The 16,923-nt window shown below is 41.2% G+C and carries 14 protein-coding genes; all 14 read left to right on the top strand.

Annotated elements, in window-relative coordinates; all coding sequences use genetic code 11:
• The first annotated feature begins 33 nt into the window (after positions 1-33).
• Positions 34-4,353 carry a PolC-type DNA polymerase III gene (locus tag ACQKL0_RS04000; protein ID WP_427686378.1) on the top strand — a complete coding sequence of 1,440 codons (4,320 nt, stop codon included), beginning with the start codon at positions 34-36 and terminating at the stop codon, positions 4,351-4,353.
• Between the two features lie 193 nt (positions 4,354-4,546).
• Positions 4,547-5,020, top strand: a complete 474-nt coding sequence (rimP, locus tag ACQKL0_RS03995) for a ribosome maturation factor RimP (RefSeq protein ID WP_402868394.1) — start codon at positions 4,547-4,549, stop codon at positions 5,018-5,020.
• Positions 5,021-5,060: 40 nt separating this feature from the next.
• The gene (gene nusA, locus ACQKL0_RS03990; protein ID WP_402868396.1) at positions 5,061-6,191 is read left to right on the top strand and encodes a transcription termination factor NusA; all 1,131 of its coding nucleotides are present in this window, start codon (positions 5,061-5,063) and stop codon (positions 6,189-6,191) included.
• Positions 6,192-6,208: 17 nt separating this feature from the next.
• Positions 6,209-6,484: an RNase P modulator RnpM gene (gene rnpM, locus ACQKL0_RS03985; RefSeq protein ID WP_402868398.1), complete on the top strand. Its 276-nt coding sequence runs from the start codon at positions 6,209-6,211 to the stop codon at positions 6,482-6,484.
• A gap of 4 nt (positions 6,485-6,488) precedes the next feature.
• A complete protein-coding gene (locus ACQKL0_RS03980; protein ID WP_402868399.1) occupies positions 6,489-6,794 on the top strand; it encodes a YlxQ family RNA-binding protein in 306 nt (101 codons plus the stop codon).
• Between the two features lie 19 nt (positions 6,795-6,813).
• Positions 6,814-8,973 carry a translation initiation factor IF-2 gene (infB, locus tag ACQKL0_RS03975; RefSeq protein WP_402868401.1) on the top strand — a complete coding sequence of 720 codons (2,160 nt, stop codon included), beginning with the start codon at positions 6,814-6,816 and terminating at the stop codon, positions 8,971-8,973.
• Complete coding sequence (locus tag ACQKL0_RS03970) at positions 8,970-9,251, top strand: DUF503 domain-containing protein (protein WP_402868403.1); 282 nt, start codon at positions 8,970-8,972, stop codon at positions 9,249-9,251. The genes infB and ACQKL0_RS03970 overlap by 4 nt, the downstream gene beginning before the upstream one ends.
• Positions 9,252-9,268: 17 nt before the next feature.
• The gene (gene rbfA / locus ACQKL0_RS03965; RefSeq protein WP_402868404.1) at positions 9,269-9,637 is read left to right on the top strand and encodes a 30S ribosome-binding factor RbfA; all 369 of its coding nucleotides are present in this window, start codon (positions 9,269-9,271) and stop codon (positions 9,635-9,637) included.
• 93 nt (positions 9,638-9,730) lie between these two features.
• A complete protein-coding gene (gene truB, locus ACQKL0_RS03960; RefSeq protein WP_427686376.1) occupies positions 9,731-10,651 on the top strand; it encodes a tRNA pseudouridine(55) synthase TruB in 921 nt (306 codons plus the stop codon).
• 34 nt (positions 10,652-10,685) lie between these two features.
• Positions 10,686-11,636, top strand: coding sequence for a bifunctional riboflavin kinase/FAD synthetase (gene ribF, locus ACQKL0_RS03955; RefSeq protein ID WP_407407632.1), 951 nt, complete (start codon positions 10,686-10,688; stop codon positions 11,634-11,636).
• Between the two features lie 159 nt (positions 11,637-11,795).
• Entirely contained in the window at positions 11,796-12,065 is a 270-nt protein-coding gene (gene rpsO / locus ACQKL0_RS03950) for a 30S ribosomal protein S15 (RefSeq protein ID WP_402868411.1), read from the top strand.
• A gap of 323 nt (positions 12,066-12,388) precedes the next feature.
• Positions 12,389-14,506, top strand: a complete 2,118-nt coding sequence (gene pnp / locus ACQKL0_RS03945; RefSeq protein WP_402868413.1) for a polyribonucleotide nucleotidyltransferase — start codon at positions 12,389-12,391, stop codon at positions 14,504-14,506.
• Positions 14,507-14,664: 158 nt separating this feature from the next.
• A complete protein-coding gene (locus ACQKL0_RS03940) occupies positions 14,665-15,624 on the top strand; it encodes a polysaccharide deacetylase family protein (protein WP_402868415.1) in 960 nt (319 codons plus the stop codon).
• Between the two features lie 46 nt (positions 15,625-15,670).
• Positions 15,671-16,897, top strand: a complete 1,227-nt coding sequence (locus ACQKL0_RS03935; RefSeq protein ID WP_402868417.1) for a M16 family metallopeptidase — start codon at positions 15,671-15,673, stop codon at positions 16,895-16,897.
• Positions 16,898-16,923: the final 26 nt, after the last annotated feature.

Raw genomic sequence — 16,923 nt, 5'->3', positions numbered from 1 at the left:
ATCTTTAGATAGTAGATAAAGGGGAGAGAGGAAATGGATCAAAATCCAAACAGCGGTAGAGAGAGATTTCAACTCTTGCTCCAGCAATTGGGCTTGACTGAGGATGCCTTTGTGAATTTTTTCATCGGTGCCGAAATTGATAAACTTTCCATAGAGAGAGAGTCCCAAAAATGGCATTTTGCCTTTAATATACCTGCGTTAATTCCATGCAGTGTTCATACAAGATTTTCAAATCATTTAACTAGTACTTTTGCCCATATTGCCAAGGTTACATTCACCATGAATGTTGCCAATCCGATAGTGACGGAGGAATTGGTCAAAGAATACTGGAAAAATTGCATAAGTGAGCTACAAGGCATATCGCCAGCACTTTTATCACTCTTAAATGAGCAAGAACCCAAAGTGACAGGGTATAAGCTCGTCGTCAATGCACGTAATGGTGCGGAAGCTGGACAGTTAAAACAGAAATACTCCGGTCTCATTTCGAATATTTATCAAACGTATGGTTTCCCTCCATTAACACTTGAAGCAGAAGTGAACGAAAACGTTTCGGAAACTGATTACAAGAAGTTTTTAGCAGAGAAGCAAAAGGAAGATGAGGAAAAGGGACTTGCCGCGTTACTAGAGATGCAGAAGAAAGAATCGGAAAAAGGAGACGAGGGTGTTTACGAAGGCCCAGTTAAAATCGGGTACACCATTAAAGAAGATGCCGATTTCCGTAGCATAGAGCAAATTATTGATGAAGAGCGCAGGATAGCGATTGAAGGTTTCGTGTTTGACGCGGAAGTCCGTGAGCTCCGGAGCGGACGTAGTCTATTGACGTTTAAAGTTACGGATTATACAAGCTCTATTTTAGTTAAAATGTTTTCACGTGACAAAGAGGATGCTGCCATCCTAGCCCGTGTTAAAAAAGGAATGTGGGTACGTGCCCAAGGTAGCATTCAAAATGATACGTTTGTTCGCGATCTAGTTATGATCGCAAACGATATTAATGAGATTTCTAAGCAGGGACGGCAGGATAAGGCTCCTGAGGGTGAAAAACGCGTCGAACTTCATATGCACACACCGATGAGCCAAATGGATGCAGTGACGCCGACATCCGCTCTTGTTGCCCAAGCCGCGAAGTGGGGTCATAAGGCTGTTGCCATCACCGATCATGCAGGGGCTCAATCTTTCCCAGAGGCCTACGGCGCCGGTCAAAAACATGACATCAAGATTTTGTATGGTGTCGAAGTGAATCTCGTGAACGACGGTGTACCAATCGCTTATAATGAAGCACATATACCGCTTTCCGATGCCACCTATATCGTTTTCGATGTCGAGACGACTGGTTTGTCTGCCGTTTATGATACGATCATTGAATTAGCAGCCGTGAAAATTCATGATGGAGACATCATTGATAAATTTGAATCATTCGCTAACCCACATCGACCGTTATCCAATACGATCATCGACTTGACTCATATCACAGATGATATGCTGGTGGATGCACCGGAAGTTTCAGACGTATTGGAAAAGTTCAAGGAATGGGCGGGAGATGCCATCCTTGTTGCGCATAATGCAAGTTTTGATATGGGCTTTTTGAACATGGGCTACAAAAATATTGGGTATCCAAAAGCAACCAATCCCGTATTGGATACGCTGGAATTAGGGAGATTTTTATATCCTGAGTTCAAAAATCACCGGTTGAACACATTGTGTAAAAAGCTCGATATTGATTTGACTCAACATCATAGGGCCATATACGATGCTGAGGCTACGGGGTACCTGATGTTGAAGATGTTGAAGGAAACGATATCGAGAGGCATTACCCATCATGATCAATTAAATGACAATATGGGAAACGGAAATGCATATCAGCGTTCTCGACCATCTCATTGTACTTTGATTGCACAAACACAGGAAGGCTTGAAAAATCTCTTTAAATTGATTTCATTATCCCATATTAATTATTTTTACAGAGTTCCGCGGATTCCGCGTTCTCAACTAAAAAAATATCGTGAAGGAATTCTCGTTGGTTCTGGATGTGATAAAGGGGAAGTCTTCGAAGGGATGATGCAAAAGGGTTTTGAGGATGTTGTTGAAATTGCCGAGTTTTACGATTATCTTGAAATCCATCCAAAGGATGTTTATCAACATTTGATAGAGCTTGAATTTGTCCGTGATGAAAAGTCGTTAGAGACGATTATTTCAAACATTGTCAAGCTCGGAGAAAAGCTTAATAAACCTGTTGTAGCGACAGGAAATGTGCATTATTTGGACCCGAATGACAAGATATACCGTAAAATCCTTGTGAATTCACAAGGTGGGGCGAATATGCTGAATCGACATAAGCTACCAGATGTCCATTTCCGTACAACGGATGAAATGTTAAGGGACTTTTCCTTCCTTGGTGCCGAGAAGGCAAAAGAAGTCGTAGTCACAAATACGAATAAAATTGCAGATATGATAGAAAACATCAAGCCAATCAAGGACGATCTATATACACCTAAAATCGAGGGTGCAGAAGAAGAAATGCGTGCAATGAGTTATGGAATGGCTAGAAAGATATATGGAGAGAATCTACCGGAAATCGTTGAGGCCCGTCTTGAAAAGGAACTAAAAAGTATTATCGGCCATGGATTCGCCGTTATCTATTTAATTTCTCATAAACTGGTTAAAAAATCATTGAATGATGGCTATCTCGTTGGTTCCCGGGGTTCGGTCGGATCGTCATTCGTTGCGACGATGACAGAAATTACGGAAGTGAACCCGCTGCCGCCTCATTATGTGTGCCCTGTATGTAAGAAATCGGAATTCTTTAATGATGGGTCAGTAGGCTCAGGGTTTGACTTGCCTGATAAAGATTGCCCGGATTGTGGCATTGCCTATACGAAAGACGGTCATGATATTCCATTTGAAACGTTCCTTGGATTTAAAGGGGATAAGGTCCCCGATATTGACTTGAACTTCTCTGGTGAATATCAGCCGAAAGCCCATGATTATACGAAGGTCCTATTTGGAGAAGATTATGTTTATCGTGCCGGTACAATCGGTACGGTGGCTGAAAAGACGGCATACGGATATGTTAAAGGCTATTCAGCCGACAATAATATCCATATGCGTGGTGCAGAAACAGATCGCCTTGTCGCAGGATGTACGGGTGTTAAACGGACAACTGGACAGCATCCAGGGGGAATCATCGTTGTCCCGGATTACATGGATATCTATGATTTCTCACCAATACAGTTCCCTGCGGATGACAGAAACTCAGAGTGGAAAACGACTCACTTTGATTTCCACTCCATTCACGATAATATTTTGAAACTGGATATACTTGGTCATGATGATCCGACGGTGATCAGGATGCTTCAGGATTTAAGTGGTATTGACCCAAAAACGATTCCTACAGATGATCCAGAGGTAATGAAGATATTCAGCAGCACGGAATCGTTAGGTGTGACCGAAGATCAAATCATGTGTAAAACCGGGACACTTGGCATACCTGAATTTGGAACGCGTTTTGTTAGACAAATGCTTGAGGACACTAAACCGACGACATTTTCCGAGCTTGTCCAGATTTCTGGTTTATCCCATGGTACCGATGTATGGCTGAGCAATGCACAAGAACTGATTCATAATAAAATCTGTACACTTAGCGAAGTAATCGGTTGCCGGGATGATATTATGGTTTATCTCATTTATCAGGGACTAGACCCTTCCCTTGCTTTTAAAATCATGGAATCCGTACGTAAAGGGAAAGGCTTGTCTGAGGAATTCGAAGAGGAAATGCGTAAGAATCAAGTGCCGGAATGGTATATAGATTCCTGTAAGAAGATTAAATATATGTTCCCGAAAGCACATGCTGCCGCATATGTGTTGATGGCGGTTCGGATTGCCTATTTCAAAGTGCATTTGCCATTATTGTATTATGCAGCATATTTCACGGTTCGTGCCGATGACTTCGAAATAGATGCCATGACACGTGGGTCACAAGCAATCAAGACCAAGATGGATGAAATAAATGTAAAAGGGTTGGATGCTTCCACGAAAGAGAAAAACACACTGACGGTACTTGAGCTAGCGTTGGAAATGTGTGAGCGTGGATACTCTTTCGCCAAGGTAGACTTGTATAAATCGAGTGCAGACCAATTCATCATTGAGGGTAACACGTTAATTCCACCTTTCAATTCGATTCCAGGTCTTGGTACGAATGCGGCGATCAATATTGTCAATGCGCGCAAAAACGGAGAGTTTCTCTCCAAGGAAGATTTGCAACAACGGGGGAAGGTATCCAAGACAATTCTTGAATACCTTGATAAACAAGGCTGTCTCGAGGCTCTTCCAGAACAAAATCAGCTTTCCTTATTTTAAGTGTGGAACTGCCTATGAAAAGGAAGAAACAGACATGATATTTGCAAAAATATCTTGATTATGGTATATTTTTATTGGAAATACTAAGAGGAACCAATGGCAAGAGTGGGGAAACCCACTCTTTCGTGTTGTATTGACCATTTAATTTTGAATCCGAAACCAAGCGCACACAACGCACGTATGGAGGAAACAAATGAGTAAAAAGGTAACGGAAGTTGTAGAAGAATTAGCTCTACCAATTCTTGAAGAATTGCAGCTTGAATTAGTTGAAGTGGAGTATGTGAAGGAAGGCAAGAACTGGTTCCTTCGAGTGTACATTGATAAAGAGACAGGCGTAGATCTTGAAGATTGCGGGAAAACGAGTGAAAAGCTCAGTGAAAAGCTTGATGAAGTCGATCCAATTCCACAAATTTATTTTCTCGAAGTTTCATCTCCCGGAGCGGAAAGGCCTCTAAAAAAAGAGAAGGATTTCCTTAATGCTATCGGTAAAAATGTTTACATAAAAACATACGAGCCCATTTTAAATGAAAAAGAATTCGAAGGAATCATGACCAATTATGATGGGAATGAAGTGACGCTTGAAATCAAAATCAAGACTAGAAAGAAAATAGTCGTCATTCCATTTGAAAAAGTGGCGAAAGCAAGACTTGCCATTACCTTCTCTTAATCAAGCAATTATTAATTAAATATCCGTAAGGGGGATCACCATGAGCAATGAGTTATTGGATGCTCTCTATATTTTAGAACATGATAAAGGAATTTCGAGAGAAGTTTTGATCGACGCGATTGAGGCTGCACTTATATCGGCATATCGCCGTAACTTTAACCAAGCACAAAATGTACGTATCGACTTGAATTTAGGCAAAGGCACCATGCGAGTATTTGCCAGAAAAGATGTAGTCGAGGAAGTATTCGATTCACGTCTGGAAATTTCCGTTGAAGAAGCAAGAGCAATAGATCCAAACTACCAGTTGGAAGATATTGTGGAAATGGAAGTTACGCCTAAGGATTTCGGCCGTATTGCCGCACAAACAGCCAAGCAGGTCGTAACACAAAGAGTGCGTGAAGCTGAACGTGGTATCATTTACGCAGAATTCATAGACCGTGAAGAGGATATCATGACAGGTATCGTGCAACGCCAGGATTCACGTTTCATCTATGTGAGTTTGGGGAAAATTGAAGCATTGCTTCCTGTCAATGAACAGATGCCAAATGAACAGTATAAACCTCACGACCGCATCAAGGTTTTCATTACAAAAGTTGAAAAGACTTCGAAAGGGCCACAAATTTTTGTATCCCGTTCTCATCCAGGTCTTTTAAAACGTTTGTTTGAGATAGAAGTGCCTGAGATTTTTGATGGAACTGTAGAAATCAAATCAGTTGCCAGAGAAGCAGGCGACCGCTCAAAAATTTCTGTACACTCAGATAATGAGGAAGTCGATCCAGTTGGTTCATGTGTTGGCCAAAAAGGACAGCGTGTCCAGGCTATCGTCAATGAATTAAAAGGTGAGAAGATCGATATCGTTAAATGGTCAGAAAATCCTGTTATCTTTGTTGCGAATGCTTTAAGTCCTTCAAAAGTGCTTGAAGTAATCGTTAAAGAAGAAGACAAAGCGACGACTGTCATTGTTCCTGACTACCAACTTTCACTAGCAATTGGTAAGCGTGGACAAAACGCACGCTTAGCAGCCAAACTGACTGGCTGGAAAATTGATATCAAGAGTGAAACGGAAGCCCGCGAAGCTGGTATTTACCCTGTTGAAGAACAGGAGTTCTTATTAAGCCGGGATAGTTATGTGAATGAAGAGGATGAAGAATTCGAAGAGGATAACGAGTAAGGTAGAGGTGAATATAGATGAATAGCCGAAAAAAAATCCCGATGCGTAAATGTGTTGCCACTGGCGTTATGAAGCCAAAGAAAGAACTCATTCGTATCGTTCGATCTAAAGAAGGGGAAGTCAGCCTTGATCCGACCGGAAAAAAATCGGGAAGGGGAGCTTATTTGACCCTTGATCGGAATATTATCGAGCTGGCCAAAAAGAAAAATGTGCTGGCAAATCACCTTAGTACTCAAATTGATTCTTCCCTTTATGAACAATTGCTTGAATTAGTGGATAAGGAGCAAGACTAACACCATGACCCAACAACAACAATGGATGTCTCTATTAGGTTTGGCCAATCGAGCACGCAAGCTAATTTCGGGTGAAGAATTAGTGGTTAAAGAGATTAGAAGCGGTAATGCCAAAGTTGTTATTTTAGCCGCGGACGCTTCAAAAAACACTGAGAAAAAAATCTCTGATAAGTGCGCATTTTATCAGGTTCCTTTAAAAAGAGTCGAAGACAGATCTATGCTCGGCCATGCTATTGGCAAAGATGCTAGAGTTGCCGTCGCAGTTCTTGATGAAGGTTTTGCACAAAAACTCCGAATGCTGCTCGATTAAATTTACCGGGGGTGAACGTATGACAAAATTGCGTGTATATGAATATGCAAAACAGAAAAACGTTTCAAGTAAAGACGTAATAAATAAACTTAAAGAAATGAATATAGAGGTAACAAACCATATGACAGCATTAGACGATTCAACTGTAAACAAATTAAACGATTCTCTTAAACCAAAAAGCGAAGAACCAACCCAAGCAGCTGCTGAACCGAAAGCAAATGCAACGGTTGCGAAATACGAAGCTGAAGCAGATGAGAAAAGCACGATCAATAAAGAAAAGCTAAAGAAAAAGCCACCAGTTAAACCGTTGGGCACTAAAAAACCATCAGGACAGTTTAGCAGGGGAAGAAATAACCGTAATAAGAATAACAAACAAAGACAATCGGCGCCGCAGGCACCAGTTACAAAACGTAAAGAAAGAGAACTTCCAGAAAAAATTACGTTTTATGAGTCTTTGACTGTCATGGAACTTGGTAAGAAACTTCACCGTGAACCTTCTGAAATCATTAAGAAGCTTTTCATGCTTGGAGTCATGGCTACAATCAACCAAACGTTGGATAAAGATGCTATCGAATTAATCTGTACTGAGTACGGAGTATTGGCTGAAGAAGAGATTCGTGTTGACTTGACAGATCTTGAGTCATTAGTGACTGAAGATGCTTCTGAAGATTTAATCGAACGTCCAGCAGTCGTAACTATCATGGGTCACGTCGATCATGGTAAAACGACATTGCTTGATTCTATTCGCCATACAAAAGTAACAGAAGGCGAAGCGGGCGGAATCACTCAACATATCGGTGCTTACCAAGTCAAAGTCAATGACAAGAAAATCACATTCCTTGATACACCAGGACATGCTGCGTTTACAACAATGCGTGCTCGTGGAGCTTTAATCACGGATATTACGATTCTTGTTGTAGCAGCGGATGACGGTGTAATGCCGCAAACAATTGAAGCGATTAACCATGCTAAAGCAGCGGATGTTCCAATCATTGTTGCTGTTAATAAAATGGATAAAGAAGCAGCTAATCCTGACCGCGTCATGCAAGAATTAACAGAGCATGGTTTAGTTTCTGAAGCATGGGGTGGAGATACGATCTTCGTACCTATTTCTGCCAAAACGGGCGAAGGAATTGATAACTTGCTGGAAATGATTCTACTAGTTAGTGAAGTAGAAGAATATAAAGCCAATCCAACCCGTAAAGCGAACGGAACGGTTATAGAAGCACGTTTGGATAAAGGCCGTGGCTCTGTAGCGACGTTACTAGTCCAAAACGGTACTTTGAAAGTCGGAGACCCAATCGTTATCGGTAATACTTTCGGCCGTGTACGTGCCATGGTCAGTGATCTTGGACGTCGTGTTAAGGATGCAGGTCCATCAACACCGGTTGAAATCACTGGATTGAATGAAGTTCCACAAGCAGGCGACCGTTTCATCGTCTTTGAAGATGAGAAAACAGCCCGCCAAGTTGGGGAAGTACGTGCACAGAGACAACTTGCTTCACAACGTAATGAAAAATCACGTGTAACGCTTGATACATTGTTTGAACAAATGAAAGAAGGGGAAATTAAGGAATTGAACATCATCTTAAAAGCGGATGTTCAAGGTTCTGCTGAAGCAGTAGCCGCTTCCCTGAATAAAATAGAAGTAGAAGGCGCTAAAGTAAAAATCATTCATATCGGCGTCGGTGCTATCACAGAGTCTGATATCATCCTTGCTACCGCTTCTAATGCAATCGTAATTGGTTTTAATGTTCGTCCCGATGCGAATGCGAAGCGTGCCGCTGAATCAGAACAAGTTGATGTTCGCCTTCACCGTATCATATACAAAGCAATTGAAGAGATTGAATCGGCTATGAAAGGGATGCTTGATCCTGAGTTCGAAGAAAAAATCATTGGTCAAGCTGAAGTTCGTACAACTTTTAAAGTATCTAAAGTTGGTACAATTGCTGGTTCATATGTTACCGAAGGAAAACTTACGCGTGACAGCGGAATTCGCTTAATTCGTGAAGGTGTTGTCATTTACGAAGGTGAAATTGACGCATTGAAACGTTTTAAAGATGACGTTAAAGAAGTGGCAACAAATTATGAATGTGGTATTACCATTAAAAATTACAATGACCTTAAAGAGGGCGATGTAATTGAGGCTTATATAATGGAAGAGATCGAGCGTAAATGATCGTTGGATCCGTCCAATGTGAGTGCATAATCTATGACACCCATTCTTTGAAAGAAAAACGAGCTGTGTTGCAACGTGTCATGACACGGCTTAAGCAGAAGCTTAATGTCTCGGTAGCGGAAACGGATTTCCAGGATCTTTGGCAGCGTACTAAGATTTCTATCGTAACCGTTTCATCCTCAAGGAAAGCTACTGAGAGGGAACTTCAAAATGCCCTTAAATTTCTAGATTCATTTCCGGAAATTGAGCGCACAATAACAGATATAGACTGGCTATAAGCTAGCGAGGTGATATTATGAGCCTTCGAGCAAATCGTGTGGGCGAACAAATGAAAAAAGAGCTGAGTGAAATCATCGGCCGCAAAATTAAAGATCCAAGAATCGGATTCGTCACAGTAACGGATGTTGAAGTGACAGGCGATTTACAACAAGCAACAGTTTATATCTCTGTCTTGGGAGACCAGGAGCAACGGGAAAAAACTTTGCAGGGTCTTGAAAAGGCAAAAGGATTCATGCGTTCAGAAATTGGGCAAAGAATTCGCTTGCGTAAAACTCCGGAGTTGTTTTTTGAATTTGATGAATCCGTCGATTATGGTAACCGTATCGAATCATTAATTTCTCAAATCAAAAAAGAGGAAAAACCTTCAGTAAAAGACGAAGAATAAGCAAGCAGTAAATGGAGGCTGACTCAATAAGTGCTTTGCACTTCTTGGCTCGGCCTCTTTTTTTTGAAATGACAAGATTAATGAGGTGAAGGAATGGACGGCATACTCCCATTATGGAAACCAAAGGGAATGACATCCCATGATTGTGTTTTTAAATTAAGGAAGATTTTAAAAACGAAAAAAGTCGGACATACGGGCACTTTAGATCCTGAAGTCACCGGTGTTTTACCGATATGTATCGGCAGGGCAACGAAAATTGCCGAATACTTAACAGAAGCAGGTAAAGCGTATGAAGGGGAAGTGACGCTTGGTTTTTCAACGGCTACCGAAGATGCGACTGGAGAAAAGGTGGCGGAACAAAAGGTAACCGAAACATTTCAACGTTCACAAATCCTTGAGGTATTGAAATCCCTAACAGGAACAATTGAACAAACTCCACCAATGTTTTCAGCTGTCAAGGTAAATGGCAAAAAGCTATATGAATATGCTCGGGCTGGGATAGAAGTGGAACGTCCAACACGGGAAGTAACTATTCATGATATTACTTTACTGGATGACCGTTCAGAATTCAAAGGTGAAACCATTTCCTACCGGTTTCGTGTCAAGTGTAGCAAAGGAACCTATATTCGGACATTAGCGGTGATGATGGGCGAAAGATTGGGATACCCGGCACATATGTCGGACTTGGTCCGGATTGAAGCGGCTGGCTTTACGCTTGAGGATTGTTTCACGTTCGCTGAGGTGGAAGAATTCATGGAATCAGAAAAGACAGGAGATTTTCTGTTGCCATTAGAACGTGGATTGTTACATTTGCCGAAATTCCAGATTAATGATAAAGTAGCAAAGAAAGTACTTAACGGTGCGGTATTGGAACAAACGGAGGATGTTGTTTTTGAAAAGGGGCAACCATTTGTCATGATGGATCCCACTGATAAGGCGATTGCCATTTATCAAATACATCCCACAAAAGAAGGGTTAATTAAACCTGTCAAAGTTTTCGCACAAGAATCATAGACCGTTTTTGCCGTCGGAAAGAGGAGATTGAAAGGTGAAAGTGATTGCATTAGAGCATCCTCATCAATTTAAACCGGATGACTTCCCTGAGCTTGTCATGGCACTTGGTTTTTTTGATGGCATCCATAAAGGACATCAAACTGTCATCCAAACCGCTAAGCAAAAGGCTCATGAAATGAATCTTATGTCAGCAGTCATGACATTTGATCCACATCCTTCCGCTGTATTAGGGAAGAAAGTGGGAAACATCCGTTATATTACACCACTGGAAGATAAGATAAAAATCATAGAAACGATGGAAATCGATTACCTATTTGTCGTCCACTTCAGTAAGGAATTCGCTTCGATGCTACCTGAGGAGTTCGTGGATGATTACCTAGTGGGTCTGAATGTCCGTCACGTTGTAGCAGGTTTTGATTATTCATATGGCCGCTATGGTAATGGATCCATGGATGACCTACCTATCTATGCTAAGGGGAGATTTGGTCAAACCGTCGTTGCAAAGCAGACATTCGAGGACGGAAAGGTAAGTTCCACAAGAATCAGGGAGACGCTCAGCAATGGTGATTTTTCTGACTTCTATCATTTAGCGGGTCGTCGCTATGTAACAAAGGGACATGTAGTCCATGGAGAAAAGCGGGGGAGAAAGTTAGGATTCCCGACCGCGAATATTGAAGTGAGTGATGATTACATATTCCCCGCACCTGGCGTATATGCAGTCAGGATTAAAATAAGTGGATCCTGGTATGATGGGGTGTGCAATGTAGGGTATAAGCCGACATTCCATGAAGAAAAACCCGAATATCCTAGCGTAGAAGTTCATGCATTAGGTTTTACAGGAGATATCTATGGAGAACAGGTGTCAGTCGAGTGGCATATCAGGTTGAGAAGCGAGCGCAAATTCTCGGGACTTGAAGAGTTAGTCAACCAGATTGAAATTGACAAGCAAAATACGCAAGCATATTTTGCCGAATTGAACGGGTAACGTTGTAAGAAACCAAAAGGATAGAAGACAAGGCTTGCAATTTTGACGGAAAACATGTATTCTATTGTATGTATGAAAATAACCATTGCTTGGCTAGTCGAGACTCCGACGCTGGCTCGGTAATAGGTGATTTTACAGAATTTTAGGAGGAATAATAACATGGCTATTACACAAGAACGCAAAAACGAACTTATCGCTGAGTTCAGAACTCACGATACTGACACTGGATCTCCAGAAGTTCAAATCGCAGTACTAACAGAAGAAATCAACAACTTGAACGGTCACTTACGCACACACAAAAAAGATCACCATTCTCGTCGCGGTCTTCTTAAAATGGTAGGTAAACGTCGTAATCTTTTAACTTACCTACGTAATAAAGACGTTACTCGTTACCGTACACTAATTAACACATTAGGTCTACGTAGATAATTTTTTCAAAAAAAGCGGGAAATTTCCCGCTTTTTTGATGTTATTCAAATGATTTGGACGCTATCAATTTTTAGGCTAAGCCATCGTCCTTTGGACTCGGCAGCCGCCGAGTTTTTTTCTACTCATAAATGATTAAGATATATACATAATTGAATGAATAAATATTTAGTCATATTACTGTTAACACTTGTTTTTTTCGTGCATAATAGTGATAGTTTGGTTATAACTTGAGTTCAATTACTTTCACATATAATGATTTAATTTAATAAAGGTTTAGGTAAACTAAGCCTCTAATAGCGAAGATTCAGAGAGGGGTTTAATAAATGGGACAGGGAAAACATACGTATTCATTTGACTGGGCCGGCCGTAATGTAACGGTAGAAATCGGTCAGTTGGCCAAACAAGCGAACGGAGCCGTTTTAGTCCGTTATGGCGAAACAGCTGTCTTAAGTACAGCAACTGCTTCTAAAGAACCTAGAAACGTCGACTTCTTCCCGTTGACAGTCAACTACGAAGAAAGACTGTATGCAGTCGGTAAAATTCCAGGGGGCTTCATTAAACGTGAGGGTAGACCGAGCGAAAGAGCTATTTTGGCAAGCCGTCTAATTGACCGTCCAATTCGTCCACTATTTGCGGATGGTTTCAGGAACGACGTTCAAATCATCAGCATGGTCATGAGTGTTGATCAAGATTGTTCTACAGAAATGGCAGCAATGCTAGGTTCTTCCCTTGCACTTTCAGTTTCTGACATTCCGTTTGAAGGACCAATCGCGGGCGTAGTAGTAGGAAGAATCAATAATGAATTCATCATAAACCCTACTGTTGACCAACTTGCGAAAAGTGATATCAACTTAACGGTTGCTGGAACAAAGGACGCTATCAACATGGTTGAAGCTGGAGCGAATGAAGTGCCTGAAGAAACAATGCTTGAAGCCATCATGTTTGGACATGATGAAATCAAGAAGGTCATTGCATTCCAAGAAAAAATCGTTGCTGAAATTGGCAAGGAAAAGCTACAAATCACTTTGTATAAAGTGGATGAAGAACTTGAAGCAGAAGTGAAAGGCCTATGTGAGGCGGAACTTAACAAAGCTGTACAAGTTCAGGAAAAACATGCACGTGAAGCCGCCATCAAAGAGGTTAAAGATGATGTGTTGGCTAAATACGAAGAAGAAACTGATGAAGAAAAACTAAAACAAATTAAAGAAATTTTAAATAAACTGGTTAAATCAGAAGTCCGCCGATTAATCACGGAAGAAAAAGTACGTCCGGATGGCCGTAATCCTGATGAAATCAGACCATTGTCATCTGAAGTTACGATTTTACCACGTACCCACGGCTCTGGATTGTTCACACGCGGACAAACACAAGCACTATCCATTTGTACACTGGGAGCACTAGGAGATGTACAGATTTTGGACGGGCTTGGAACAGAAGAGTCAAAACGCTTTATGCATCATTATAACTTCCCACATTTCAGTGTTGGGGAAACAGGTCCGATCCGTGGGGCAGGACGTCGTGAAATCGGTCACGGTGCACTTGGTGAAAGAGCATTAGAACCAGTCATTCCAAATGATAAAGACTTCCCTTATACAATCAGACTTGTATCTGAAGTACTTGAATCTAATGGATCAACATCTCAAGCAAGTATCTGTGCTAGTACGCTAGCTATGATGGACGCGGGTGTTCCATTGAAAGCACCGGTTGCAGGTATCGCAATGGGTCTTGTAAAAACAGGTGAGCATTATACGATCCTGACTGATATTCAAGGCATGGAAGATCACCTTGGCGATATGGACTTTAAAGTGGCTGGAACATCTAAAGGTGTTACCGCTCTTCAAATGGATATCAAAATTGATGGTCTTTCAAGAGAAATTCTTGAAGAAGCATTGCTTCAAGCTAAAAAAGGCCGCATGCATATCTTGGAATCGATGATTGCTACAATCAATCAACCGCGTGAAAAATTGTCCAAATATGCGCCTAAAATCGTTACAATGACCATTAATCCGGACAAAATCCGCGATGTTATCGGACCTAGTGGTAAACATATCAATAAAATCATTGAAGAGACCGGCGTGAAAATCGATATCGAACAAGATGGTACGGTATTCATTTCTTCAACGGACGAACCGATGATCGAAAAAGCTAAAAAAATCATTGAAGACATCGTTCGTGAAGTCGTTGTGGGCGAACTATACTTAGGTAAAGTTAAACGCATTGAAAAATTCGGTTGCTTCGTGGAGATTTTCAATGGTAAAGATGGTTTGGTCCATATTTCGGAATTGGCTGAAGAAAGAGTCGGCAAAGTGGAAGATGTCGTTTCACTTGGCGATGAGCTATTAGTAAAGGTCACTGAGATTGACAAACAAGGTAGGGTTAACCTTTCTCGTAAAGCTGTACTTAAAGAACAAAAAGAAGCAGCTAATCCTTCTCAATCATAAGAAAAAAGAATATACGGCATGCGGTTCTCTTTATGAACCTGCATGCTTTTTTTGTTTGAAAAGGCCCCCTTATTTATAAGCATTTCAGCAATTGAAAGTTGTCATGTTCTACCTTGTCCATTTTCTTCATACATTTCTGTATGAAGGGGGCGTAAAAAATGAATAATAAATGGAAGCAGATAGTTGCGATAAGTGCCATTGCAGGTATATCATGGTTATTAGTGCAAAATCCATATACACAAGTTTATTTGACCCAGTTAACGAATCAATCAGTGGCTACCATGAAGCAGGAAGATGAACTGCTTACCGAGATAAAAGGATCAGCCCAAAAATATGAGATTGCACCCCAAGATGCACGAATAGATTCGGTTTGGAAGACCGTTCCTGGGTATAATGGCCTTACGGTCAATATCCAGGCTTCGTATAAAGCAATGAAGAAGGAGGATAAATTCGATAAGGATAAGCTTGTGTATGAACAAGTTCCCCCAAAAGTCCATTTAAAAGATCTTGAGCCTGCACCCATTTACCGGGCACATCCGGAAAAGCAGGTTGTATCATTTTTAATCAATGTGGCTTGGGGAAATGAATACCTACAAGATATGTTGGCTGTGTTGAAGAAGCATAATGTAAAGGCGACGTTTTTTCTAGAAGGGAAATGGACGAAAAATAATCCGGAATTCGCAAAAATGATTGTGGATGGTGGTCATGAAATAGGCAATCATTCATACTCGCATCCTAATATGCAAACCATTTCCTCACAGGCAACACGGGAGGAAATCACCAAGACGAATGAAGTGGTGGAAGCTGTGACGGGCGTGAAGATGAATTGGTTCGCCCCTCCAAGTGGGAGTTATCGAGACGAAACGGTCAAAATTGCGAGTTCTTTAGGAATGGGGACCGTGATGTGGAGTGTGGATACGATTGACTGGCAAAAACCCAGCCCCGAGGTCCTTCAACAAAGGGTCCTTTCTAAAGTTCACCCTGGAGCTTTTATTTTAATGCATCCGACAGAATCTACAGCCAAATCCTTGGAGACGTTAATTATTAATATAGAAAAGAAAGACCTGGAAGTTGTTAAGGTTTCGGAAGCAGTTAGTGAGGAACGTTTGAATCCGTAACGCTTTGGTTACGATAGCAGCATAGAATGATTGGGAGGAATGTTAGTTGATTAAGAAATACACGTGTCAAAATGGAGTAAGAATAGTATTGGAAAATATTCCAACAGTGCGTTCAGCGGCAATTGGAGTTTGGATCAAGACCGGTTCGCGGAATGAAACACCGGAACTGAATGGTGTATCCCATTTTCTTGAGCATATGTTTTTCAAAGGGACGACAACGAGGAACGCGCGTGAAATCGCCGAGTCGTTTGACAGCATTGGCGGCCAAGTGAATGCATTTACTTCAAAAGAGTATACATGCTACTATGCTAAAGTAATGGATAACCATGCAAGCTATGCTCTTGAAATTCTTGCTGATATGTTCTTCAACTCTACATTTGATGAGGAAGAATTGAAAAAAGAAAAAAATGTTGTCTATGAAGAAATCAAAATGTATGAAGATACACCCGATGATATCGTCCATGACCTTTTGAGCAAGGCTGTCTATGAAAATCATCCTCTTGGCTATCCAATCCTTGGTACGGAAAGTACGTTGGAAACATTCAATAGTGAAACACTTAAGAAATATGTTCATGATATGTATACGCCTGATAAAGTCGTCATCTCGATTGCTGGAAATGTGGACGAGAAGTTGATTCAGGAAGTGGAAAGTTACTTTGGTTCCTATCAAGGTGGGGAAGAGCGTCTTGAATTGGTGAAGCCTTCATTCCATGAAAATAGAATCACTCGTAAAAAAGAGACTGAACAAGCACACCTATGCCTCGGTTTCAAAGGTTTGGAAATCGGAAATGATAAAACCTATAGTTTAGTCACATTGAATAATATCCTTGGAGGTAGCATGAGTAGCCGTCTATTCCAAGAGGTCCGTGAGCAACGTGGGCTGGCCTACTCGGTATATTCTTACCATTCAAGCTACCAGGATACGGGTTTAGTGACCATTTATGGTGGGACAGGCACAAGCCAGCTTGACAGCTTGTATGATACGATCCAGGAGACGCTTGCTACGCTGAAAAGAGACGGAATCACAGAAAAAGAATTGCGAAATAGTAAGGAACAGCTAAAAGGTAGCTTAATGCTAAGCCTTGAGAGCACAAACAGCCGAATGAGCCGTAATGGCAAAAATGAGCTAATGCTAGGTGAGCATCGTTCACTGGATGATATCATAGTCAAGATTGATGAAGTTACGGAAGATAGTGTCAATGAACTAGCAAACCGTATCTTCACAGAACACTCTTTATCGTTGGTGAGCCCTTTGGAAAATTGGGATAAATAAATATCTACGACCTGTTCTTCTGTTTA

Source organism: Peribacillus sp. NPDC097264 (assembly GCF_050277925.1).
Lineage (GTDB): Bacteria > Bacillota > Bacilli > Bacillales > DSM-1321 > Peribacillus.
Note: the sequence above shows the minus strand (reverse complement) of the source record. Positions and strands in the feature narration are given on the sequence as shown.